At 65.1% G+C, this 22432-nt stretch carries 20 protein-coding genes and 1 CRISPR repeat array (1 of these 21 only partly in view); of the genes, 13 read left to right on the top strand and 7 right to left on the bottom strand.

The genetic code is table 11. The annotated features are described in order from the left end of the window. Nucleotides 1-695: direct repeats of the CRISPR family, unit length 31 nt; unit sequence GTTTCGATCCACGCCCCCGTGAGGGGGCGAC (it extends 319 nt beyond the left edge of the window). A gap of 209 nt (nucleotides 696-904) precedes the next feature. Beyond that, nucleotides 905-2689 carry an extracellular solute-binding protein gene (locus tag V5F68_RS11550; protein ID WP_394014877.1) on the bottom strand — a complete coding sequence of 595 codons (1785 nt, stop codon included), beginning with the start codon at nucleotides 2687-2689 and terminating at the stop codon, nucleotides 905-907. Between the two features lie 190 nt (nucleotides 2690-2879). On the opposite strand from V5F68_RS11550, the gene V5F68_RS11545 reads away from it, so the two are divergent. Further along, nucleotides 2880-3644, top strand: coding sequence for an invasion associated locus B family protein (locus V5F68_RS11545; protein WP_394014876.1), 765 nt, complete (start codon nucleotides 2880-2882; stop codon nucleotides 3642-3644). A 113-nt stretch (nucleotides 3645-3757) separates the two neighbouring features. Here the strand turns inward: V5F68_RS11545 and hspQ are convergent, their stop codons facing one another. Then, a complete protein-coding gene (gene hspQ / locus V5F68_RS11540) occupies nucleotides 3758-4081 on the bottom strand; it encodes a heat shock protein HspQ (protein ID WP_348845277.1) in 324 nt (107 codons plus the stop codon). Nucleotides 4082-4237: 156 nt separating this feature from the next. Continuing rightward, entirely contained in the window at nucleotides 4238-5278 is a 1041-nt protein-coding gene (locus tag V5F68_RS11535) for an HpcH/HpaI aldolase/citrate lyase family protein (RefSeq protein WP_394014875.1), read from the bottom strand. 168 nt (nucleotides 5279-5446) lie between these two features. On the opposite strand from V5F68_RS11535, the gene V5F68_RS11530 reads away from it, so the two are divergent. Next, nucleotides 5447-6406, top strand: coding sequence for an AEC family transporter (locus V5F68_RS11530; RefSeq protein WP_394014874.1), 960 nt, complete (start codon nucleotides 5447-5449; stop codon nucleotides 6404-6406). Nucleotides 6407-6413: 7 nt separating this feature from the next. Here the strand turns inward: V5F68_RS11530 and V5F68_RS11525 are convergent, their stop codons facing one another. Next, nucleotides 6414-7592, bottom strand: coding sequence for a UbiH/UbiF family hydroxylase (locus V5F68_RS11525; protein WP_394014873.1), 1179 nt, complete (start codon nucleotides 7590-7592; stop codon nucleotides 6414-6416). Between the two features lie 185 nt (nucleotides 7593-7777). On the opposite strand from V5F68_RS11525, the gene V5F68_RS11520 reads away from it, so the two are divergent. From V5F68_RS11520 to V5F68_RS11470, 11 genes are all read left to right on the top strand, one after another. Continuing rightward, entirely contained in the window at nucleotides 7778-8752 is a 975-nt protein-coding gene (locus V5F68_RS11520; protein WP_348844986.1) for a quinone oxidoreductase family protein, read from the top strand. Nucleotides 8753-8883: 131 nt separating this feature from the next. Next, a complete protein-coding gene (locus tag V5F68_RS11515; protein WP_394014872.1) occupies nucleotides 8884-11100 on the top strand; it encodes a RelA/SpoT family protein in 2217 nt (738 codons plus the stop codon). 12 nt (nucleotides 11101-11112) lie between these two features. Continuing rightward, on the top strand, nucleotides 11113-11886 hold the full coding sequence (locus V5F68_RS11510; RefSeq protein WP_394014871.1) for a pyridoxine 5'-phosphate synthase: 774 nt from the start codon (nucleotides 11113-11115) through the stop codon (nucleotides 11884-11886). Beyond that, entirely contained in the window at nucleotides 11883-12299 is a 417-nt protein-coding gene (gene acpS / locus V5F68_RS11505) for a holo-ACP synthase (RefSeq protein WP_394014870.1), read from the top strand. Before V5F68_RS11510 ends, acpS begins: the two co-directional genes overlap by 4 nt. A gap of 218 nt (nucleotides 12300-12517) precedes the next feature. Next, complete coding sequence (lepB, locus tag V5F68_RS11500; protein ID WP_348844990.1) at nucleotides 12518-13270, top strand: signal peptidase I; 753 nt, start codon at nucleotides 12518-12520, stop codon at nucleotides 13268-13270. Then, nucleotides 13267-13977: a ribonuclease III gene (rnc, locus tag V5F68_RS11495; RefSeq protein WP_348844991.1), complete on the top strand. Its 711-nt coding sequence runs from the start codon at nucleotides 13267-13269 to the stop codon at nucleotides 13975-13977. Before lepB ends, rnc begins: the two co-directional genes overlap by 4 nt. Continuing rightward, complete coding sequence (era, locus tag V5F68_RS11490; protein ID WP_394014869.1) at nucleotides 13974-14909, top strand: GTPase Era; 936 nt, start codon at nucleotides 13974-13976, stop codon at nucleotides 14907-14909. The genes rnc and era overlap by 4 nt, the downstream gene beginning before the upstream one ends. 7 nt (nucleotides 14910-14916) lie before the next feature. Then, nucleotides 14917-15672, top strand: a complete 756-nt coding sequence (recO, locus tag V5F68_RS11485) for a DNA repair protein RecO (protein WP_394015169.1) — start codon at nucleotides 14917-14919, stop codon at nucleotides 15670-15672. Between the two features lie 213 nt (nucleotides 15673-15885). After that, nucleotides 15886-16101 (top strand): hypothetical protein, encoded by a 216-nt coding sequence (locus tag V5F68_RS11480; RefSeq protein ID WP_394014868.1) that lies wholly within the window; start codon nucleotides 15886-15888, stop codon nucleotides 16099-16101. Nucleotides 16102-16236: 135 nt separating this feature from the next. After that, a complete protein-coding gene (parC, locus tag V5F68_RS11475) occupies nucleotides 16237-18477 on the top strand; it encodes a DNA topoisomerase IV subunit A (protein ID WP_394014867.1) in 2241 nt (746 codons plus the stop codon). A 6-nt stretch (nucleotides 18478-18483) separates the two neighbouring features. After that, entirely contained in the window at nucleotides 18484-20244 is a 1761-nt protein-coding gene (locus V5F68_RS11470) for a chloride channel protein (protein WP_394014866.1), read from the top strand. 3 nt (nucleotides 20245-20247) lie between these two features. Here V5F68_RS11470 and V5F68_RS11465 read toward each other — a convergent pair whose 3' ends face one another. The 3 genes from V5F68_RS11465 to V5F68_RS11455 form a co-directional block, all read right to left on the bottom strand. Next, a complete protein-coding gene (locus tag V5F68_RS11465) occupies nucleotides 20248-20955 on the bottom strand; it encodes a MarC family protein (RefSeq protein WP_394014865.1) in 708 nt (235 codons plus the stop codon). A gap of 88 nt (nucleotides 20956-21043) precedes the next feature. Next, a complete protein-coding gene (locus tag V5F68_RS11460) occupies nucleotides 21044-21793 on the bottom strand; it encodes an arginyltransferase (RefSeq protein ID WP_394014864.1) in 750 nt (249 codons plus the stop codon). A gap of 82 nt (nucleotides 21794-21875) precedes the next feature. Continuing rightward, nucleotides 21876-22403, bottom strand: coding sequence for an RDD family protein (locus V5F68_RS11455; RefSeq protein WP_348844999.1), 528 nt, complete (start codon nucleotides 22401-22403; stop codon nucleotides 21876-21878). Nucleotides 22404-22432 lie beyond the last annotated feature (29 nt).

Below are 22432 nucleotides of genomic sequence, written 5' to 3'. Positions count from 1 at the left end.
GTCGATGTAGTTTCGATCCACGCCCCCGTGAGGGGGCGACTCATGAGCCCGCGCAGCTGCGGAGGGGTCGGCATGTTTCGATCCACGCCCCCGTGAGGGGGCGACCTGGAGCGCACCTTCCAGGCCCACCGCACTCTGCGTTTCGATCCACGCCCCCGCGAGGGGGCGACCAGCAGCCGGTTGTCGCGGATGCGGCTCGGGATGTTTCGATCCACGCCCCCGCGAGGGGGCGACCGGAGACTGCAAATGGCCGATCCTGTCTGGCTGACGTTTCGATCCACGCCCCCGCGAGGGGGCGACCGGCGGGTCGTTTCTGCTCAACACGCTGCTGTCGCCGTTTCGATCCACGCCCCCGTGAGGGGGCGACGCTGCCTATCGCTGAGGCTGGCGATGTCCTTGCCCTGTTTCGATCCACGCCCCCGTGAGGGGGCGACCAAGGCTCCGAGATCACCGCGAAAACCTATCTGGTTTCGATCCACGCCCCCGTGAGGGGGCGACGGCCGGGGCAGACATTTGCCCAGCCCGCCTATAGCGTTTCGATCCACGCCCCCGTGAGGGGGCGACGCGGCGCCAATCGCGCGGCCGGCGAGATGGTACGAGTTTCGATCCACGCCCCCGTGAGGGGGCGACACAGGGCGAGATGCTCGGCCGCATCCGCGCAGCCGTTTCGATCCACGCCCCCGTGAGGGGGCGACCTCCTAATGTGTAAGATGCCGAAGCCGCGCACAAGTTTGGTGCCGTTCCGCGAACCCCGGCCTGGGGGCGCCTCCAGCATGGCGGGAGGGCGGCCGGGCGCGGGCGGGGTGCAAGGAAATCAAGCGGTTGAAGCCGGTGCGAACCGCCCGGCATACAAGCGCACGCTTGGGGTTCGCGGCACCCTCCCGGCAGCGGCCGCCGCGCCGCTTCACTGCGGCGTGTGCCACCAGGTTTCCGGCAAGGTGCCATAGAGCGAGGCCTGGCCCGGCAGGTGGATGGAGGACCAGCGGGCGAGCCATTGGCCCGGCGCGTGGAACAGCGGCACCCCATAGGCGCCCGAGATCAGCACCCGGTCCAGCGCCCGCGAGGCCGCCACGAGGTCCGCCCGGCTGTTGGCGGCAATCATGGCCGCGATCAGCGTATCGGCGGCGGCGCTCTTCATGCCCATGTAATTGCGCGTGCCCGGCTGGTCGGCGGCGGCGGAGCCGAAATAGAAGGCCTGCTCGTTGCCGGGAGACAGGGATTGTCCCCACACGAAGGGCACCATGTCGAAATCATAGGAATTGCGCCGGGCATCGAATTGCACCGCGTCGACGATCCGCACATTGGCCGCGATGCCGGCCCGCGCCAGCTGGCTGGCGAAGGCGAGGCATAGGCGCTCCTGCTCGCGGGTCGTGACCATGATCTCGAAGCGCATCGGCTCGCCCGTGTCGGTGCGGCGCAGCTTCGCGTCCTTCAGCTGCCAGCCGGCCTCGGCGAACAGGTCGAGCGCCGCCTTCAGCCGCAGCCGGTCGCGGCCGGTGCCGTCGGCGGCGGGCGGGGCATAGGTGCCCTCCAGCACATCGGCGCGCACCGCCCCAGGGAAAGCGGCGAGCATCGCCCGCTCCGCCGCGTCGGCCTTACGGCCGATGGCCGAGAGTTCCGAGCCATCGAAGAAGCCGGCGGTCCGGGCGTAGAGGCCGTGGTAGAAATTGCGGTCGAGCCAGGCGAAATCGAACAGTTCGATGATCGCCCGGCGCACCCGCACGTCCGCGAACACCGCGCGGCGGGTGTTGAACACCAGGGCATAGTGGGGCTTCGGTAGCCCGGTGGGGATCACCTCGCGGATGACCTCGCCTGCGCGGGCGGCAGGAAAATCGTAGCCGGTTTCCCACCGGCCCGGATCGCTCTCAAACCGCACATCGACAAGCCGACGCTTAAAAGCTTCAAATTCGCTGTTTTGTTCGCGGAAATAGTCGAATCGAAGCTGCGAGAAGTTGTTGAATCCCCGATTCGTCGGCAGGTCCCGGCCCCAATAGGAGGGGTCCTTGGCCAGCGTCACGCTCGCGCCCGGCTCCACCGCCACCACCTTGTAGGGGCCGGACCCGAGCGGCGGCTTAAGGCTGGTTTCCTCGAACTTCGCGGGGTCCGTGGCATGGCGGGCGAACACCGGCATCAACCCCATGATGAGGGGCAACTCCCTGTCCGGGCTTTGAAAATCGAATCGCACCACCCGCTCGGCCAGGATCTCGGCGCGGGCGATCTTGCCATAATACAGGCGGTGGTTGGGCCGGCCCTTCTCCCGCAGAAGCTGGTAGGAAAACACCACATCATCCGCCGTCACCGGTGTTCCGTCCGAGAACCGGGCGCGCGGGTCCAGCGTGAAGGTCACAAAGGAGCGCTGGGGGTCGGTTTCGACACTCTGAGCCAGTTGGCCATAGAGGGTGAAGGGCTCGTCAAAGCCGCGCACCATCAGGCTCTCGACCACGTTGTTGCGGATGAACGCGGTCGAAGATCCCTTTACGATGAAGGGGTTGAGACTATCGAAGGTGCCGGGCAGGGACAGCGTGAGGCGTCCGCCCTGGGGCGCTGCGGGATTGGCATAGGCGAAATGGTCGAACCCCGGCGGATAGGCCGGCTCCCCATGCATCGCGATGGCATGGACCGGTTGTGCGCCGGCTGGGTGCGGCCCGAAAAGCAGCAGCGCGAGAAGGATGGCGGCGGCCTGTCGCATCGGCAGGTGTTTTGATCTCCAGCAGCGACGCTGTCGTGTGACAGCCGCAATGTTGGTCAAGGTATCACATACGCGCACGGAAGCGGTTCCCCGTCACCGTGTTGCCTCAATTGACACCGACAGAGCCGAGGTTAAGAGGGGTCCAGCCGATCCACCCGGCCGGTGCCACGCGACAGGGAATTTTTGAAATATGATGAAAGCGAAAATTTTGCGCCGTGTCGGCGGCCTTGCCGCGATGGCATTGACCCTCGGCGTCGCCGGCGGCGCGTTCGCCCAGACGCAGCCCGCGAAGCCCGCCAAGCCCGCCGCCCCCGCGCAGGCGCCCGCCGCGCCCCAGGGCCAGCCCCAGGCCCAGGGCGGCGCCCCGGCCTCGGTCGCGGTTCCCGGCATCAACACGCCCTGGACCAAGGTTTGCGGCAACGACCAGCAGGCCAACAAGCAGATCTGCATGACCACGCAGGACTTCACGGCCGAAACCGGACAACCGCTCGCGTCCGCTGCCATCCGCGAAGTTCAGGGCGATCCGAACATGAAGTTCATCGTGTCCGTTCCCATCGGCATGATGGTTCAGCCCGGGACGCGCGTCATCATCGACCAGCAGCCGCCTTTGGCGCTGAAGTATGAGATCTGCTTCCCGAACGGCTGCTTTGCCTCCATGGACGTGAACGCCGAGTTCGTGAACAAGCTCAAGAAGGCCCAGACGATCACCGTCCAGGCCCTGCAGATGGGCGGACGCACGCTGAACTTCCAGCTTCCGGCCAAGGACTTCGCCAAGGCTTATGACGGCCCGGCCTCTGATCCCAACGTGGTTGCGGCGGAGCGCCAGAAGCTGGCCGAGGAACTGCAGAAGCTGGCCCAGAAGAAGCTCGAAGAGCGTGGCGGACAGCCGGGCCAGGCGGCCCCCGCTGCTGCTCCGGGCGCTCCGGCGGCGCCTGTGGCTCCTGCTGGAAAGTGACGCCGCGCCACGCGGCATAGATCTGGTGGAAAAGGAAACGGCGCGCCTGGGGCGCGCCGTTTTCATTTAAGCGCTCAGGCGCGCATATGCTGGCCGGCGTTTGGCTCGGCAGATCAGTTCAGGAGGTCGCGGCGCATGCGCCAGCCGCCTTCGCCATCCTCGGTCAACGCCTCGGACACGCGGGGATGGCGCACCGGTTCGCCTGAGAGATCAGCTTCGAGGTTCTGCTCGGAGACATAGGCGACGTATTCGTTCTCCGCATTCTCGGCCAGCAGATGGTAGAAGGGCTGATCCTTGCGCGGGCGGATCTCCTCGGGAATCGCCTGCCACCATTCCTCGGTGTTGTCGAAAACCGGATCCACGTCGAACACCACGCCCCGGAACGGGAAGTGCTTGTGGCGCACGACTTCGCCGATGCGGAACTTGGCGAGGCGCATGGTCTCCACGCTTGGTGTCGCAAAGCCGTCACGCACCTCGCCGATGTCGCGAGTCATCATCGCCTTGTCGGCGCGCGAAGGGGAGGTCGCCCGCTCCCGGGGTTTTGAATCGCGTGGCATGTGACTCTTACCTCTCAAACTTCCCGGCCCCTTCGTCTAGAGGCCATAAACCTTTGCCATTTCAGCGTCTTTTTCCGACACAAGCTTGGCCAGATCGACGATGACCTTGGCCTGCTTCCAGGTGGCGTCGTCCTGCATCTTCCCGTCGATCATCACCGCGCCGGCCCCATCGGGCATGGCTTCGAGGATCTTCAGGGCGAATGCAACCTCACCAGGATCGGGACTATAAACCTTCTTCGCAATGGCAATCTGTGTCGGATGCAAGGACCATGCACCGACGCAGCCCTGGAGAAAGGCGTTGCGGAACTGGCTTTCGCATGCGGCCAAATCGGCAAAATCGCCGAACGGGCCATAGAAGGGCTTGATGGCATTGGCCGCGCATGCGTCCACCATCTTGCCCACGGTATAATGCCAAAGATCCTGCTGATAGCCTGCGCGGGGCTTGTCGCCGTCGGGATCGGCCAGAACTTGATAGTCGGGATGGCCGCCGCCGACGCGGGTGGTCTTCATCGCGCGGGAGGCCGCAAGGTCCGCCGGGCCGAGGCTCATGCCGTGCATGCGCGGCGAAGCGGCGGCGATCTCCTCCACATTCTTCACGCCTTCGGCGGTCTCCAGAATGGCGTGGATGAGGATCGGCTTGCCGATGGCGTGCTTCGCTTCCAGCTGGGCCAGCAACTGGTCGAGATAGGCGATGTCCCAGGGGCCATCGACCTTCGGCAGCATGATGACGTCCAGCTTGTGGCCGATGGCGCCAACGACGTCGATGATGTCATCCAGCGCCCAGGGGCTGTTCAAGGCGTTGATGCGCGTCCACAGGCCGGTGGAGCCGAAATCCACATTGCGCGCCATCTCGATGAAGCCGGAGCGCGCCGCCTCCTTGGCATCGATGGGAATCGCGTCTTCCAGATTGCCGAGCACCACGTCCACCTGCTTGGCGAGGTCCGGCACCTTGGCGCGCATCTTCTCCATGTGCGGGGGCACGAAATGGATCATCCGCTCCAGCCGCACCGGCAACTCCCGATAGGGCGCAGGCGCGCCAATGGCGAGCGGCTTGAAGAAGTTGCGCGGCAGTTTCATGCGAGGTCCCCCAGACAGTCCTGCTTCAGCATGACCATGGCCACGGCAGGCGGCAAGCCCCAAGATGCGCTGCAACATGCCGCTGGGTTGCGGCCGAGGCTCACTGCACCGTTTGACCTGCGGCGCGAAAGCCGCTAGCAGGCGGATCCCTCCCGCAGTGCACAATCCATGTCCGACCTTTTCGGCCTCGCCTTTCCGTTCTTCGGCCTGATCTTCCTCGGCTATGCGTGCGGGCGCTTCGTGCGCCTGCCGGAGGAGGGGCTCGCCTGGCTGTCCTTCTTCATCATCTATATCGCCCTGCCGGCGCTGTTCTATCGCATCGTGGCGCAGACGCCGTTCGCCCAGCTGATCAATCCGGGCTTCATCCTGGCGGTGGTGGTCTCGACATCGTTCTGTGCGCTCATTGCTTTGATCCTCGCCCTGTGGCTGCGCAACGGCAATGTCGGGGAAGCCGCGATCGCAACGACGGTCGGCGCCTATGCCAATGTCGGCTACATGGGCCCCGGCCTGACGTTGGCGGCTTTAGGCCAAGATGCGGCGACGCCGGCGGCGCTCATCTTCGCCTGCGACAGCCTCTTTTTCTTCACCCTGGTGCCCCTGCTGATGGGGGTGCATGGCCGCAGCGAGAGCGTGCTCCACACCCTGGCCGGCGTGTTGAAGCGGGTGGTGACCCACCCGTTCAATGTGGCGACCCTGCTCGGCATCGTTTCCGCTGCCTTCGAGTTCCGCGCGCCCGGAGCCGTGGAACGAATGCTGGATTTCCTGAAGAATGCCGCCGCCCCCTGCGCGCTGTTCACCCTGGGGGTCACGGTGGCGCTGCGTCCGCTCGGGCGGGTGCCACGGGAACTTGCCCCTTTGCTGGCGCTGAAGCTTCTGGTTCATCCCCTGGTGGCATTGATGGCCCTGACCACGCTCGGCGTGTTTTCTCCGACCTGGGTGAAGACCGGCGTGCTCATGGCGTCCCTACCGCCGGCGCTCAATGCCTTCGTGCTGGCGCGGCAGTACAAGGTCTATGTGGAGGAGGCCTCGGCATGCGTCCTTCTCGGCACGGTGCTGTCTGTGGTCACCGTGACGGGCGTGCTCTACCTGATCCAGCAGAACATGCTGCCGCTGCACATGATCCGATGAGGGTGCCTCAAGCGGCGCGGGCTCCAATCCCGAGCCGCATCAGGCCGCGCCGCAGCGGACCGACACGATCGAGAAGATAGAGCCCGAAGCCCCGCACGCTCTGGATCGGCACCAGATCCGAGAGAAGCGAGCGGTTAAGCAGGTCCACCGCCGCCATCCGTCCGCTCACGTCATTGCGACGTTCGCGGGCATAGCACTCCAGCACCGCCGCACTGCCGGGATCCGTGCCCTGGGCCACCGCTTCGCTCGCGAGCGTCACCAGGGTTGCGGCATCGCGTAGGCCGAGGTTGAGGCCCTGCGCCCCGATGGGCGGCATGACGTGGGCGGCCTCGCCCATCAGGGCCACACGCGGCGCCGTCACTTTTTCCGCCGTCTCCGCCGCAAGCGGATAGGTGCCGCGCCCGCTCTCAACCTCGAACGCGCCGAGCAGCGAGAAGGCACGCCGCTCCATCTCGCGGGCGAAGGCTCCGGCATCGAGGCCCAGCAGGTCCACCGCCTCGCGCTCGCTCACGACGCAGACGATGGACGAGCGGTTTCCCGAGAGCGGCACCAAGGTGAACGGGCCGTGCTCCATGTGGAATTCGGTGGAAATATCGTCGTGCGGCCGCGTGTGGCGCACGGTCATGGTGAGCGCGACCTGGGGATAGGCCCTGCGCCGCATGGCGATTCCAACGGCCTCCCGAACCCGCGAATTGCGCCCGTCGGCGGCGATGATGAGGCGGGCGGACAGGGTTGCGCCTGTATCCAGCACGAGATCGACTGCGGCATCCCCGTAGGCCACATCCTCGAGTGAGGCGGTGAAGAGGTCGAGGCCGGGTGTCGCCTCGCACAGTGTGCGCAGTGCGCCCCGCAGCGCTTCGTTTTCGAGATTATAGCCGAACGCCTCCAGCCCGATCTCACTGGAGCGAAACAGCACTTCCGGGGCGCGCACCAGCCGGCGCGTTCCATCCACGATCCGCAAATCGCGCAGGGGCGTCGCCTCAGGCGCCAACTGATCCCATGCGCCGAATTCGGTCAGAATCCGCACCGAACCTTCAAGCAGGGCGGTGGTGCGATGATCCTGGCCGCGCTCCGGCCCGGTGACGAGAGCGGTGTGCAGACCCTTGCGGGCCATGCCGAGGGCTGCGGCAAGGCCCGCAGGGCCAGCACCGATCACCGCAACGTCATAGGGCATGGTCTCAGACATCTGCGCCTCCCGGCGGGTGTTGAATCGTCCTGGAGCCTATTTTACGGGCGCGCTGTCTGCCTGTCGCGCGCCCTGTCGTCTCAGGCAATAATCGCGATCTGCTGGCGGTTTCAGTGGCGCGCCGCTTGCCGTTGGCTCGGGAGTGCCTATCATTCGCGCAAAATTGCAATGCTGGGAGCCGGGAAATGGTGGGTATCGTGCGCGTGCACCGGACCGGCGGTCCAGAAGTTCTCAGCTTCGAGCAGGGGGACGTTCCGCCGCCCGGACCGGGCGAGGTGAGGCTTCGCCACACCGCTATCGGGCTCAACTTTGTCGATACGTACTTCCGCACCGGCCTGTACAAGGCGCCTCAGATGCCGTTCACGCCCGGTAGCGAAGGCGCGGGCGTGGTCGAGGCCGTGGGGCCGCATGTGAATGATTTCCACGCCGGCGATCGCGTGGCCTACGCCACCGCGCTGGGCGCCTATGCCGAAGTGCGCAACGTGCCGGCCTCCGCTTTGGTCCATCTGCCGGCCTCCATCGATGACCGCACCGCGGCCGCGATGATGCTGAAGGGCATGACGGCGCAATATCTCGTTCGCCGCACGTTCGAGGTGAAGCAAGGCGATACGGTATTGATCCAGGCCGCAGCTGGCGGCGTGGGGCTGATCCTCTCGCAATGGGCGAGCTTCCTTGGCGCGACGGTCATCGGCACCGTCGGCTCGAAGGAGAAGGCGGAACTGGCGCTCGCCAACGGCGTCGATCACGTCATTCTCTATCGCGACGAGGATTTCGTGCACCGGGTGAAGGAGATCACAAACGGCAAGTTGTGCGACGTGGTCTATGACGGCGTGGGGCAAGCGACCTATCCCGCATCGCTGGATTGCATCAAGCCGCGCGGGCTGTGGGTCAGCTTTGGCAATGCATCCGGCGCGATCAAGAATTTCGATTTGCTGACCCTGTCGCAGAAGGGCTCGCTCTATGCGACCCGGCCGACGCTTGCGACCCATGTGGCGACCCGCGCGGACCTTCTGGCGACGGCGAATGATCTGTTCGAGGCGGTCATCAAGGGCGCGGTGAAGATTCCCGTGCACCAGACGTATGCGCTGAAGGACGCGCAGAACGCCCATCGGGACCTGGAATCGCGCGGGACCACCGGATCGACCCTGCTTCTTCCTTGATGACATTCATAAATTTACCTTCCGCCCCGGTTCAGCCTTGCGCCGGGGCGCACCGTCCATGATATGGTTTGGAATGTCTCAAACGGGGCGGTGTCCCGCCGCTCCCTCCTGCTTCGACGGTCCGTCGCGCCATGATGCGCCAATACGAACTCGTCGAGCGTGTGCGCCGGTATAATCCCAACACCGACGAAGCATTGCTCGACCGCGCCTATGTCTACGCCATGCGGGCGCACGGCACGCAGCTTCGCGCCTCGGGCGATCCCTATTTTTCCCATCCGCTCGAAGTTGCGGCGATCCTGACCGACTTGAAGCTGGATGACGCGACCATTATCGCCGCGCTCCTGCACGACACGATCGAGGACACAGGGGCCACAAAGGCCGAGATCGAGCGTCTGTTCGGCACCCAGATCGCGACCTTGGTGGAGGGGCTGACCAAGATCAAGAAGCTCGATCTGGTCTCCAAACAGGCGAAGCAGGCGGAAAATCTGCGCAAGCTCCTGCTCGCGATCGCCGATGACGTGCGCGTGCTGCTGGTGAAGCTGGCCGACCGCCTGCACAACATGCGCACGCTGAAGTGGGTGCCGCAGGAAAAGCGCGATCGCGTCGCCCAGGAGACGCTGGACATCTATGCGCCGCTCGCTGCGCGCATGGGCATGCAGGACATGCGCGAGGAGCTTGAGGATCTGGCGTTCCGCCAGCTCTCTCCAGAAGCCTATGCCTCGATCGCGGCACGTGTTTCGGAGTTGCGCGAACGCAACGGCCCGCTCGTGGAAGAAATCGAGCGCGAGCTCCAGGCCGAACTGGCGCGCCGCGAGATTAAAGCGGATGTTAAGGGGCGCGAGAAGCGGCCTTATTCCATCTGGGGCAAGATGGAGCGGAAGGCGATCGGTTTCGAGCAATTGTCGGATTTGTACGGTTTCCGCGTCATCGTGGAGACTGTGGAGGACACGTATCGCGCGCTCGGCGTGGTGCACACGAAGTGGCCCATCGTGCCCGGCCGTTTCAAGGACTACATTTCCACCCCCAAGCCGAACGACTATCGATCGCTCCACACGACGGTGATCGGGCCGCGGCGCCAGCGCGTGGAATTGCAGATACGCACCCGCGACATGGACGATATCGCGGAATACGGCATTGCCGCCCACGCGCTCTACAAGGATGCCTCCGGCGTCCAGGTGGCGATGCTTTCCAACGAAAGCCGCGCCTATGCCTGGTTGCGCAAGACCATCGAGAACCTCGCCCAGGGGCTGAGCCCGGAGGAGTTTCTGGAGCACACCAAGCTCGAACTGTTCCACGACCAGGTGTTCTGCTTCACCCCCAAGGGCCGGCTGATTGCGCTGCCGCGCCGCGCCACGCCCATCGACTTTGCCTATGCGGTGCATACCGATGTCGGGAACACCGCGGTGGGCTGCAAGATCAACGGCACCGTGGCGCCCCTCGTGTCCGAGCTGAAGAATGGCGACGAGGTGGAGATCATCACCTCCAAGGCCCAGACGCCGCCCGGCGCTTGGGAAACCATCGCCGTCACCGGCAAGGCCCGCGCGGCGGTACGGCGGGCGACACGCGCAGCGGTGCGGGCGCAATATGCAGGCCTCGGGCGCAAGATCGCGGAGCGTGCCTTCTCCAAGGCGGGCAAGGCTTTTTCCGACGATTCGCTTTCCAAGGCCCTGCCGCGCCTCGCCCGAATGACGCTGGATGATGTCTTTTCCGCCGTGGGCCGCGGCGAGATCAAGACCGATGATCTGATCCGCGCGGTCTATCCGGACTGGAGCGCCGTGCGCCCGGATGAGCGCACGTCGGCTGAAAAGGCCCCCAAGGGCGAGGGCTGGTTCGAACTGAAGCGCGGGCAGAACCTCAAGTTCAAGATCCCCGACGGGCCGGAGGAAGCGCTAGTCGGGCCCATTCCCATTCGCGGCATCAATGGTGAACTGCCGGTGCGCTTCGCCCCCGACGGCGGCGCGGTGCCGGGCGACCGGATCGTGGGCATTCTCACGCCGGGCGAGGGCATCACCATCTATCCTATTCAATCGCAGGCCCTGCAACATTTCGAGGACGCTCCGGAGCGCTGGCTCGACGTGCGATGGGACGTGGACGAATTGAGCGACGGGCGCTTTCCCGCACAGATCGTCGTTACGGCGGTGAATGAGCCGGGCTCGCTTGCCCAGGTGGCGACGGTGATCGGCACCCGCAACGGCAATATTCAGGGCATCAACATGCGCTCGCGCTCTCCGGACTTCACCGAGCTGTTGATCGACCTGGAAGTTTTCGACCTGCGCCACCTCAACGGCATTCTTTCCGAATTGCGTTCGAAGCCGGTGGTATCCAGCGCGGAGCGTGTCAACGGCTGAGGAGTTGAGAGAATGAAGGGCATGCGTCCGGTGCGGCTCGGGGTGAATATCGATCATGTGGCGACGGTGCGGAATGCCCGTGGCGGCAGCCATCCCGATCCTGTGCGCGCGGCCGCGCTCGCCCTTGCCGCCGGCGCCGACGGCATCACCGCCCATCTGCGCGAGGATCGCCGTCATATCCGCGATGCGGACATGGCGCGGCTGAAGGCGGAAATTGCCCTGCCGCTCAATTTCGAGATGGCGGCGACCGACGAGATGGTGGAAATCGCGCTGAAAACGGCGCCGCACGCCTGTTGTCTGGTGCCCGAAAAGCGCGAGGAGCGCACCACTGAGGGCGGGCTCGACGCGGCCGGGCAGGCGGCTGATCTCGGTCCGAAGATCGCCGCACTGAAGGCCGGCGGCATTCGGATTTCCCTGTTCGTGGCGCCCGATCCGATGCAGATCGAGGCCGCGCGCGCGCTCAACGCGGATATCGTCGAATTGCACACGGGCACCTGGTGCGATCTCCGCGCGGCGGGGAAGGATGCGGACGCCGAGAGCGAATTCGCCCGTCTCGCCGCCGCCGCCGTCCAAGCGGCCGATCTGGGTCTGGAGGTGCATGGCGGCCATGGGCTGGATTATGGGACCGCCCGCCGGATGGCGCGCTTGCCGCAGGTGGTGGAACTCAATATCGGCCATTACATCATCGGGGAGGCCGTGTTTCACGGGCTCGAAAGCGTCATCCGGCGGATGCGCGATGCGATCGCGCAGGGCCGGGCGCATCTGCGAACGGAGCAGGCCGCATGATTCTTGGTATGGGCTCGGATTTCACCGACGCGCGGCGCATCGCGCGCTCCATCGAGCGGTTCGGCGACCGCTTCCTTGACCGCGTGTTCACCCCGTTGGAGCGTTCCAAGGCCGATCGGCGCATGCGCCGGGTTGAGACCTACGCAAAACGCTTCGCTGCCAAGGAGGCTTGCGCCAAGGCGCTGGGGACCGGGCTGAGCCATGGCGTATTCTGGCGCGACATGGGCGTGGTGAATCTGCCCTCCGGCAAGCCGACCCTGGCGCTGACTGGGGGCGCCGCGGCCCGGCTCGCGGCGATGGTGCCGGAAGGTTATGAGCCGCGGATCGAATTGAGCCTGACGGACGAAGGGCCGCTTTCGGCCGCCTATGTCATCATCAGCGCGGTCCCGCTCGGCACGGCTGCGGCCCGGTGACGGCTCCTCCAGGCGCGGCCCAATGAGCCGAACCCTTGCCGTGCGCGCACGTTTGCGCGATGCCCGCGTGTGGCGCATGGCGGCTGCGTTGCCGCCCGGAACTGAACGGTCTATAGCTGCCGTGCGCCGCGGGACATTGCTGTGCCGCGCGTCCATGCGACCGCCTTCTGGGCAATGTTTGCGGCACTGTGTGTAGCAAACCATACATCGGACCCTCAATGACCGCAGCCAGCGATTCCAAGAAGGAAGGCGGTTTCCTCGAAACCGTTAAGGTCATCATCCATGCGCTGTTGATCGCGCTGGTGATCCGCACCGTTCTCTTCCAGCCCTTCAATATCCCCTCGGGGTCCATGAAGGACACGCTGCTGATCGGCGACTACCTCTTCGTCTCGAAGTTCAGCTACGGCTATTCCCGCTTCTCCATTCCGTTCTCGCCGAATCTGTTCTCCGGGCGCATTTTCGGCTCTGAACCGACGCGCGGCGACGTGGTCGTGTTCAAGCTGCCGCGCGATAATGAAACCGACTATATCAAACGTGTCGTCGGCCTGCCCGGCGATGCCATCCAGATGATCGACGGCGTGCTGAACATCAACGGTGTACCCGTGAAGCGCGAACGCCTCTCGGACATTACCGAGGACGATGGCAGCGGGCGCGTCGTTCCGATCAAGCGGTGGAAGGAGACTTTGCCGAATGGCGTCTCCTACGAAACCCTCGATCTGGTGGACAATGGATTCTACGACAACACGCAGGTCTACAACGTGCCTGCGGGCCATTACTTCATGATGGGCGACAATCGCGACAACTCGGCGGACAGCCGCGTTCTGAGCCAGGTGGGCTATGTTCCCTTTGAGAATCTCATCGGGAAGGCCCAGTTGATTTTCTTCTCGATCGACGATCACGCGCAGGCCTGGCAGGTTTGGACGTGGCCCTGGTCGGTGCGCTGGTCTCGCCTGTTCAGCATGGTCCGATGAGTAGCGTCGGGTCAGACCTGTCCGCGCTCGAAGCCCATCTCGGCTATACGTTCGCGGATCAAAGCTTCATCGAGCTGGCCTTGACGCACATCAGCGTCGTCAAGGGCGACGCGCCGCGCGTGCGTTCCTATCAGAGGCTGGAATTCCTCGGCGACCACGTGCTCGGCTCGATCGTGTCGCACATGCTCTATGCCGCGTTTCCGCAGGCGGAGGAGGGGGAGCTGTCGCGCCGCCTTGCCGATCTGGTGCGCGAGGAAGCGTGCGCGGAAGTGGCAGAGGACATGAACATCGGGGCGTTCATTCGGCTCGGTAATGGCGAAACCCAATCGGGCGCCCGCAGCCGTCGCACCATCCTCGCCGACGTGACCGAGGCGGTGGTTGCCGCCGTTTATCTTGATGGCGGCTACGAGGCCGCCCATGCGCTGGTGGAGCGCTTCTGGCGTGCCCGGCTGCTGGCCCCGCGCCGGCCGCTGCGCGATGCCAAGACCCATTTGCAGGAATGGGCCCAGGCGCGCGGCCTCCCGCCGCCTTCCTATCGCGACGTGGAGCGCAGCGGACCGGACCATGCGCCGAGCTTCCGGGTGCGGGTCGAACTTCCTGGCCTTGCCTCAGCGGAAGCCATAGGATCATCCAAGCAGGCGGCGCAGAAGGCTGCGGCCGCCGCATTTCTCGCCCGCGAGGGCGTGCCCACCGGGAGCGAAGCATGAACGACGCGGTCACCCCGCCGAGCACGGCCGAGGGACAGACGCGCTGCGGTTTCGTCGCTCTCCTCGGCGCGCCCAACGCCGGTAAGTCCACCCTCACCAATGCTTTGGTGGGGACCAAGGTCTCCATCGTCTCCCACAAGGTGCAGACCACGCGCGCGATCGTGCGCGGCATCGTGCTTGAAGGTCCGGCGCAGATCATCCTGGTGGACACGCCAGGCATTTTCTCGCCGAAGCGGCGTCTGGAACGGGCGATGGTTTCAACCGCTTGGACCAGCGCCTCGGACGCCGATCTGGTGGCGCTCCTGGTGGATGCCAATCGCGGCGTCGATGCGGAAATCGAGGCCCTGCTGGAGCCCTTGAGCCAGGTGCGCCATCCGCGTGCGCTGATCATCAACAAGATCGACCTCGTGAAACGCGAGTCGCTGCTGGCGTTGGTGGCGCGGCTCACGGAGCGCCTGCCGTTCGAGAAGGTGTTCTTGATTTCCGCCCTCAAGGGCGACGGCATCGAGGACATCAAGCGCTGGTTCGCGCAATCCATGCCCTACGGGCCGTGGCTCTATCCCGAGGACCAGATCACCGACGCCCCCATGCGCATGCTGGCGGCGGAAGTGACGCGCGAGAAGCTGTTCCTGCGCCTGCACGACGAACTGCCCTATCGCTCCACGGTCGAGACCGATTCCTGGAAGGAATTGCGCGACGGGTCGGTGCGTATCGAACAGACCATCTTCGTCGAGCGGGAAAGCCAGCGGAAGATTGTGTTGGGCAAGGGCGGTGCCGCCATCAAGGCGATCTCCACCGAGGCCCGCAAGGAAATTTCCGAGATCGTCGAGAGCCCGGTGCACCTGTTTCTTTTCGTGAAGGTGCGCGAGAATTGGGCCGATGACCCTGAGCGTTATCGCGAAATGGGCCTGGAATTCCCCCGGGGGGACTGACGCCGCCGTGGAATGGACCGATGACGGCATCGTGATCAGCGTGCGGCGGCACGGAGAGAGCAGTGCCGTTGTCGAGCTGATGACGCGCGAACACGGGCGCCATCTCGGTCTTGTGCGCGGCGCGATGTCGAAGCGGCAAGCGCCCTTCGTGCAGCCCGGCAACGTGATGCGTGCGGTCTGGCGCGCGCGGCTCGAGAGCCAGCTGGGCCTCTATTCCCTCGAAGGGCTGACGGTTCGCACAGATCTCATGATCCGCGTGCCGCACGCCGCGTATGGCATGAGCCATATGGCCAGCCTGCTTCATCTGCTGGCCGAGCGGGAGCCCCATCCGGGCCTCTATGAGGTTCTGGCGGCCATTCTGGATGCCATCGAAGACGCAGAATCCGCCGGCGTGCTCCTCGCGCGCTTCGAACTGGCGATGCTGGCGGAACTGGGATTTGGGCTGGAGCTGGACGCCTGCGCTGCAACCGGCGGACGCAATGATCTTGTGTTCGTATCGCCGCGCACCGGCCGGGCCGTGTCTGAAAGCGCGGGCGCGCCCTATGCCGAGCGGCTGCTGCCCTTGCCGAGCTTCCTGATCGGCGGGCCCGTTCCCCCTCCGGAGGAGGATCTGGCTGCGGCCTATGCTCTGACGGGATATTTCCTGGCGCGGCGTATTTTCGATCCGCGCGGCCAGCGGTTGCCGGACGCTAGGGAAAGCTTTCTCCTCGCATTAAAACGGGAGGCCGCGCTGGCCTCCCGTAGACGACGTTCGCGTCAGTAGGGTCGCGGGCCGTAATAGGGACCCGGACGGCCGGGGCCCGGACCATAGCCGCGACGCGGGCCAACCCACACGTTCGTGCACCGGGTCGTTACGATGCGGCGGCCATAGGCCCAGCGCGTCACTGGGCGACATACGCGGCGCCAAGCCACCGTTTCCGCCTGCACGCCGGCTTGGGCGAGCCCCAGCGGCTTCGCGGGAGTGAGGGGAGTCGCATTGGCGCCGGTAGCCATTGAAACCAGTCCCAATGCTGCTGCACCACAAAAAGCAATCATAAGACGTTTCATTTTTAGCTTCTCCTTTGAAGCTCCATTCGGCGCCGTTCGGCGCATGGGTGAAGGTGAAACGTCCAAGTGCCGTGGTTATGTTCCAGAAAAATATTTCCGATTAATTCGTGGTAATCAAAAAGCCAATGGCGACAATGATTTTTGAACGCTCGTTCATACTCATTAATCGATGAGGCGCGTTTGTTCAGCCTTGCGGCAATCTCGCGGTGGTGAAGTGACAAACCTGTGCACGGATAAGGCGCACCTTGTGCGGCGGCCTCTGGCGCGCTAGTGCGATCCCATGGCTACTCGCACCCTTCCGCCTCCAGGCGATGGCAATATCGAGCCGGTCGAGCTCAAGGCGGCGCTCGAAGAACGCTATCTGGCCTACGCCCTTTCCACGATCATGCACCGTGCGCTGCCCGATGCGCGCGACGGGCTGAAGCCGGTTCACCGCCGCATCCTTCATGCGATGCGGTTGCTGAAGCTGGATCCGGAAGCCGGCTTCAAGAAATGCGCCCGCGTCGTGGGCGATGTGATCGGCAAGTTCCACCCGCACGGCGACCAGGCGGTCTATGACGCATTGGTGCGTCTCGCCCAGGATTTCGCCCAGCGCTACCCGCTGGTGGATGGGCAGGGCAATTTCGGCAATGTGGACGGCGATAACGCCGCCGCCATGCGATACACCGAGGCGCGCCTCACCGAGACCGCGCGCCTGCTGCTGGACGGTATCGACGACGACGCGGTGGATTTCCGCCCCACCTATGACGGCTCCGAAGAGGAGCCGGTGGTGCTCCCGGCGGCCTTCCCGAACCTGCTCGCCAACGGCTCGCAGGGCATTGCGGTCGGCATGGCGACGTCGATCCCGCCACACAACGCCGCCGAACTACTGGATGCGGCGCTTTATCTGCTGGACCACCCCGATGCGCCGGCTTCCGACCTGCTGCAATTCGTGCCCGGTCCCGATTTTCCCACCGGCGGCGTGCTGGTTGAGGATCCTGTCGGTGCGGCGGAAGCCTATGCCACCGGGCGCGGGTCGTTCCGCGTGCGGGCGCGCTGGCACAAGGAAGATACCGGCCGCGGTACCTATCTGGTGGTGGTGACGGAAATTCCCTATGGCGTGCCCAAGTCGCGCCTGGTGGAGAAGATCGCCGAGCTGCTCACGGACAAGAAGCTGCCCTTGCTGGCCGACGTGCGCGACGAGAGTGCCGAGGACATCCGCCTCGTGCTGGAGCCGCGCACCCGTGCGGTGGATGCAGAAGTGCTGATGGCGAGCCTGTTCAAGCTCACCGAGCTTGAGGCCCGAGTCTCGCTGAACATGAACGTTCTGGTGCGCGGCCAGATTCCCAAGGTGCTCTCGCTCGCCGATGCGCTGCGCGAATGGCTGGCGCACCGGCGCGACGTTCTGCTGCGCTCCTCGCGGCATCGGCTTGGCGAGATCGCGCATCGGCTGGAGGTTCTCGGCGGCTATCTGATCGCCTACCTCAATCTCGATGAGGTGATCCGGATCATCCGCGAGGAGGACGAGCCCAAGGTCGTCCTGATGTCGACCTTCGAGCTGACGGATGTTCAGGCGGAAGCCATTCTCAACATGCGCCTGCGCTCCTTGCGCCGCCTGGAAGAGATGGAGATCCGCAAGGAACACGACAAACTGAGCAAGGAGCAGGACCAGCTCAACAAGCTCGTGGGCTCCGAGCCGGCCCAGTGGAAGGCGATCGGCAAGCAGATCCGCGAGACTTACAAACTCTATGGGCCGGACACGGCCATCGGCCGCCGCCGCACCAGCTTCGGCGTCGCGCCTGTGTTTGACGAGGATGCCTTCAGCGAGGCCCTGGTGGAACGCGAGCCGGTCACCATCGTGGTGACGCAGAAGGGCTGGATCCGCGCGCTGAAGGGCCATGTGGCGGATCTCTCCGGCCTTCAGTTCAAGGGCGACGACAGCCTCGCCCACGCCTTCTTCGCCGAGACCACCTCGCGCATCATGGTCTGGGCCACGAACGGCCGATTCTACACGCTGGATGTCTCCAAGCTGCCCGGCGGGCGCGGCCACGGAGAGCCGATCCGCCTCATGATCGATCTGGAGCAGGAGGCGGAAATCGTCAGCGTCTTCGCCTATCAGGGCGGGCGCAAGCTGCTGGTATCCTCGCGCGAGGGCCGCGGCTTCCTGGTGGCGGAGGACGATTGCCTCGCCAACACCCGCAAGGGCAAGCAGGTGCTCTCGATGGACCCGCCGGACGTCGCCGGCGCCGTGGTGCCGGCGGTCGGCGATTGGGTCGCGGTGATCGGCGACAATCGCAAGCTGCTGCTGTTTCCGCTCAACCAAGTGCCGGAAATGGTGCGCGGGCGCGGCGTGCGGTTGCAACGCTATCGCGAAGGCGGCCTCTCCGACGTCAAGGTATTTGCCATTGCCGACGGTCTGACCTGGGAGGATAGCTCCGGCCGGACCTGGACGGTGAGCGAACTGCTGGAATGGCAAGGGGAACGGGCCTCTTCCGGCCGCCTGCCGCCCAAGGGCTTTCCGCGCAACAATAAGTTCGGCTGACGCACGATGGACGCGGCTCTCGGAAAATCCTCCAGCGCCGCGTTCAGCACTCGCCTGCGGGCGGTGCGCCGCGCGCGATGGCGCGACGAACTGATCTTCGTGGCCCTCGCGGCCATTGTCGGCATCCTTTCCGGAGCAGCGGCCGTCGGCATCAGCTCCGGTGCCAAATGGATGCATCGCGTGCTGTTTGATGCCGGTGCGGACGGCATGCTCTCGCCGCTGCCGGTTCTTTCCTCGAGCTACATGTATTTCATCCCGGCCTTGGGGGGGCTGGCGCTGGGCCTTCTCGGCCTTTTCATCAAGCGCTGGCGCCCACGCCCCATGGTGGACCCGATCGAGGCCAATGCGCTTCACGGCGGGCGCATGTCGCTGCTCGACAGCGCAATCCTTTCGCTACAGGTCATGCTTTGCAACGGTTTCGGCGCCTCCGTCGGCATGGAGGCCGGTTATACCCAGGCGGGATCCGGCATGGCCTCGGCCATTGCCGCCCGGTTCCACCTCAGCCGCAGCCAATGGCGCGTGCTGGTCGGGTGCGGCGCGGCGGGTGGTATTGCAGCGGCGTTTCATGCGCCCCTCACGGGCGCCTTCTACGGCTTCGAGCTGATTATCGGCGTGTATGCCATTCCCGCGGTTGCACCGGTGATGACGGCGGCCCTGCTGGCCTTCCTCACCGCACGCGCGCTCGGCGCGACGCCGTTTCCGATCGTCGTGCCGCCCCTCCCGGATTTGACCGCCGCCGATTATCCGCCCTTCATCCTGCTGGGCCTTATGGGGGCCGCTGTGGCGATTGCCATCATGCGGCTCGTGACGTTGGTGGAGAGGGGATTTGCCAGCAGCGGCGTGCCGGTGCCGTTGCGCCCCGCGATCGGCGGGCTCGGCGTCGGTGCGTTGGCGCTTTACAGCCCGCAGATCCTGTCGAGCGGCGAGGGGGCCCTCCACATCCAGGTCGGCACCGCCGTCACGCTCTCCGTGCTGTTCGTGTTCCTGCTGAAGATCTGCGCCTCCTCGCTCTCGCTGGGATCGGGCTTCCGCGGCGGCCTGTTTCTGGCGGCACTGTTCCTCGGCTCGATGATGGGCAAGCTGTTTGCCGGCGGGGCGTCATTTCTCGGGCTTGAAGTGGACCCGGTGGTATCGGCCGTGGTGGGCATGGCGGCCCTGGCTGTGGGGATTGTCGGCGGGCCGTTCACCATGACCTTTCTGACCCTGGAGACCACGGGCGATCTCGCGATTTCCGGGCTCGTTCTCACCGCCGCCATCGCCTGTTCGCTCACGGTGCGGGAGACCTTCGGCTATTCCTTCTCCACCTGGCGCCTGCACCTGCGCGGCGAAAGCATCCGGGGTGCCCATGACGTGGGCTGGCTGCGGGAACTGACCGTGGAGCGGCTGATGGAGCAGGGTCTCTCCACATTCCCGGCAAGCGGAACCCAGGGCGCTCTGCGGGCAGCATTTCCGCTTGGCCAGGTGCGTTACGTTGCCCTGCTGGATGGGGAGGGACGATATGCCGGCATGGTGCGGGTGGCGCGCGTCTATTCCGCAGGCCTCGACGGCCCGATCGCCGATTTTGCGCAGCATCGAAACGACGTGCTGCACCCGCAGATGAACGTGACCCACGCCCAGGCGGTGTTTCGCCATGCCGATGCCGAGCTGCTGGCGGTGGTGGATCCCGCCAGCGGCCGCGTGCTCGGCCAGTTGCATGAGGTGGAAGCGTTGCGCCGGTATGCGCAGGAGGTGGAAGCGGCCCGTCGGGATCTCTCCGGCGGGGAGTGAGCTTCACCCTCCCAGAAGCTTCGCGCCTTGGTGCGGAATCGGCAGGCTGCTGAGAAGCTCGCTGGCGCCGGTCCACATGATCTGCAGGCCGATGCACAGGAGCACGAACGCGAACAGGCGCACCAGAATATTGGTGCCGTTCGGACCCAGGATGCGCTCGATATCGCCCGCATAGCGATAGGCCAGCAGGATGGTGATCGAGATGGAAATCAGGCCAAGAAGCGCTGCCGTAACTTCAAGCGCCGCGATGGTGTAGGAAAACGTGGTTCCCGCCGAGACCTGGCTGCCCAGCGCAATCGCTGTCGCAATCGAGCCCGGTCCCACCGTCAGCGGCATGGTGAGCGGGTAGAAGGCCTGATCCTCGATGCGGGATACGTCCACATCCACCTGGGAGTTCTTGTCGGTCTCCCGGTCTGCCGGGGCATTGCCCTGGTGGAGGATCTGCCAGCCGACGAAGGCCACCACCATGCCGCCGCCCACCCGCACCACCGGCAGGCTGATGCCGAAGAAGGTGAGGATATGGGAGCCCAGCACCATGGAGCACAGCAGCAGGACGAAGCCGTAGGTCGCGATCTTGCGGGCGATCATCGCCCGAGTGGCGGGAGGGGCCCCGCGCGTGAACTGGTAGAAGATGGGGGCGCCACCCAGCGGATTCACCACAGGGAAAAGGGCGGCAAACACCGCTAGAAAGACGTTGATAAACTGGCTCACCCGAGCGCCTCCCGTCGCGACCTCGTCTAAAGCCGTTTGCGGCTTTTCGAACGGGTTTGCAAGGCGAGAGGGCGCATCCGCGGCCTGTTCAGCTCTCCACGCGTTCCCAGCCCTGCGGGGAAAGGCGTTCCTGCGGCAGGAAGCGGCGCTTGTAGTCCATCTTGCGCGAGCCGCTCACCCAATAGCCCAGATAGACATAAGGCAGGCCCATGGCGCGGGCCTTGGCGATGTGATCCAGAATCAGGAAGGTGCCGAGCGAGCGGTCGGGGATGTTCGGGTTGTAGAAGGAATAGACCATGGAGAGGCCGTCGCTGAGCACATCGGTCAGCGCGACGGCGAACAGATCGCCGATGCCGCGCCCGTTGATGCGGGTATCCGGCCCGAGCTTGCGATATTCCACGAGGCGCGACTGCACATGGGTGTCCTCGACCATCATGGCATAGTCGAGCACGCTCATGTCGGCCATGCCGCCGGAACCATGGCGGGTGCTGACATAGGAGCGAAACAGGCCGTATTGCTCGGACGTCGGCACCGTCTCGCGCAAAGACCCGCCGATGTCTGCATTCGCGGCGAGCACGCGGCGGAAGCTGCGGCTCTCCTTGAACTCGTCCACGCAAATGCGCACGGAGACACAGGCGCGGCACCCCTCGCAGGCAGGGCGATAGGCGATCGACTGGCTGCGCCGGAAGCCCCCCTGGGTGAGGACATCATTGAGGGTGGTCGCGCGCTCGCCCACAAGGTGCGTGAACACCTTCCGCTCCTCCTTGCCCGGCAGATACGGGCAGGGCGAAGGTGCGGTCAGATAGAATTGCGGTGTGTCACGCGGGTGCTCGGTCACGACACTCAGGCCTCGAATTTTATGAGCATCGCTCCCAGGGTCGAGTCGGTCAAAAGATTTTGCGCGCCCCGCTTTGCGAAATTTAGCTGCGGCGCAGAAGCGCGGCCCGCGATTGCGTGTTCACCACGACCGCGCCCACGAGGAAATCGTGCAGAAGCCGGCGGCGATTGTTGAACAATGCCACCAGAAGCACGAAGGGTGTGAAAACGCTCACCGAGACCCAGAACGCCACCGCATGAACACCGCCAAGCACGGCATAAGCGGGCGCCCCGTACCAGGTGCGCATTTCCAGCTCCATCAGCCGCATGCCGAGGGTGGCCGAGGCGGGTGAACCCAGGGTCAGGGCATTGTAACAGATGGCCCAGACAATGAACGCCGGTCCCAGCAGGGGAAACAGCATCCAGCCCAGGCTCAGGGTGAAGATGCCGAACACGAAGATGAAGATGGCCAGCAGAACGATCGGTCCGATGATCATCGTCGCGTCCACAGCGAACGCCACCAAGCGGCGCGAGAGAACGCCCTCGAAATATTCCGGCTGCGTCACCGGGTCGAAGGCGTGCGGACGCACGGCATCGGAATAAGGGCGGCTGTCACCGGGCGTGTATGTCATCTCATTTCGCTCCATGCGCAATAAGGTGG

Origin of the sequence: Roseixanthobacter pseudopolyaromaticivorans, from assembly GCF_043195145.2 — a bacterium.
GTDB lineage: Bacteria > Pseudomonadota > Alphaproteobacteria > Rhizobiales > Xanthobacteraceae > NCEH01.
Note: the sequence above shows the minus strand (reverse complement) of the source record. Positions and strands in the feature narration are given on the sequence as shown.

Excerpts from the sequence above, each read along its gene's own strand:
- V5F68_RS11550 (WP_394014877.1), bottom strand. The coding sequence starts at position 2,689 with ATGCGACAGGCCGCCGCCATCCTTCTCGCGCTGCTGCTTTTCGGGCCG.
- V5F68_RS11545 (WP_394014876.1), top strand. The coding sequence starts at position 2,880 with ATGATGAAAGCGAAAATTTTGCGCCGTGTCGGCGGCCTTGCCGCGATG.
- hspQ (WP_348845277.1), bottom strand. The coding sequence starts at position 4,081 with ATGCGCCTCGCCAAGTTCCGCATCGGCGAAGTCGTGCGCCACAAGCAC.
- V5F68_RS11535 (WP_394014875.1), bottom strand. The coding sequence starts at position 5,278 with ATGAAACTGCCGCGCAACTTCTTCAAGCCGCTCGCCATTGGCGCGCCT.
- V5F68_RS11530 (WP_394014874.1), top strand. The coding sequence starts at position 5,447 with ATGTCCGACCTTTTCGGCCTCGCCTTTCCGTTCTTCGGCCTGATCTTC.
- V5F68_RS11525 (WP_394014873.1), bottom strand. The coding sequence starts at position 7,592 with ATGTCTGAGACCATGCCCTATGACGTTGCGGTGATCGGTGCTGGCCCT.
- V5F68_RS11520 (WP_348844986.1), top strand. The coding sequence starts at position 7,778 with ATGGTGGGTATCGTGCGCGTGCACCGGACCGGCGGTCCAGAAGTTCTC.
- V5F68_RS11515 (WP_394014872.1), top strand. The coding sequence starts at position 8,884 with ATGATGCGCCAATACGAACTCGTCGAGCGTGTGCGCCGGTATAATCCC.
- V5F68_RS11510 (WP_394014871.1), top strand. The coding sequence starts at position 11,113 with ATGAAGGGCATGCGTCCGGTGCGGCTCGGGGTGAATATCGATCATGTG.
- acpS (WP_394014870.1), top strand. The coding sequence starts at position 11,883 with ATGATTCTTGGTATGGGCTCGGATTTCACCGACGCGCGGCGCATCGCG.
- lepB (WP_348844990.1), top strand. The coding sequence starts at position 12,518 with ATGACCGCAGCCAGCGATTCCAAGAAGGAAGGCGGTTTCCTCGAAACC.
- rnc (WP_348844991.1), top strand. The coding sequence starts at position 13,267 with ATGAGTAGCGTCGGGTCAGACCTGTCCGCGCTCGAAGCCCATCTCGGC.
- era (WP_394014869.1), top strand. The coding sequence starts at position 13,974 with ATGAACGACGCGGTCACCCCGCCGAGCACGGCCGAGGGACAGACGCGC.
- parC (WP_394014867.1), top strand. The coding sequence starts at position 16,237 with ATGGCTACTCGCACCCTTCCGCCTCCAGGCGATGGCAATATCGAGCCG.
- V5F68_RS11470 (WP_394014866.1), top strand. The coding sequence starts at position 18,484 with ATGGACGCGGCTCTCGGAAAATCCTCCAGCGCCGCGTTCAGCACTCGC.
- V5F68_RS11455 (WP_348844999.1), bottom strand. The coding sequence starts at position 22,403 with ATGACATACACGCCCGGTGACAGCCGCCCTTATTCCGATGCCGTGCGT.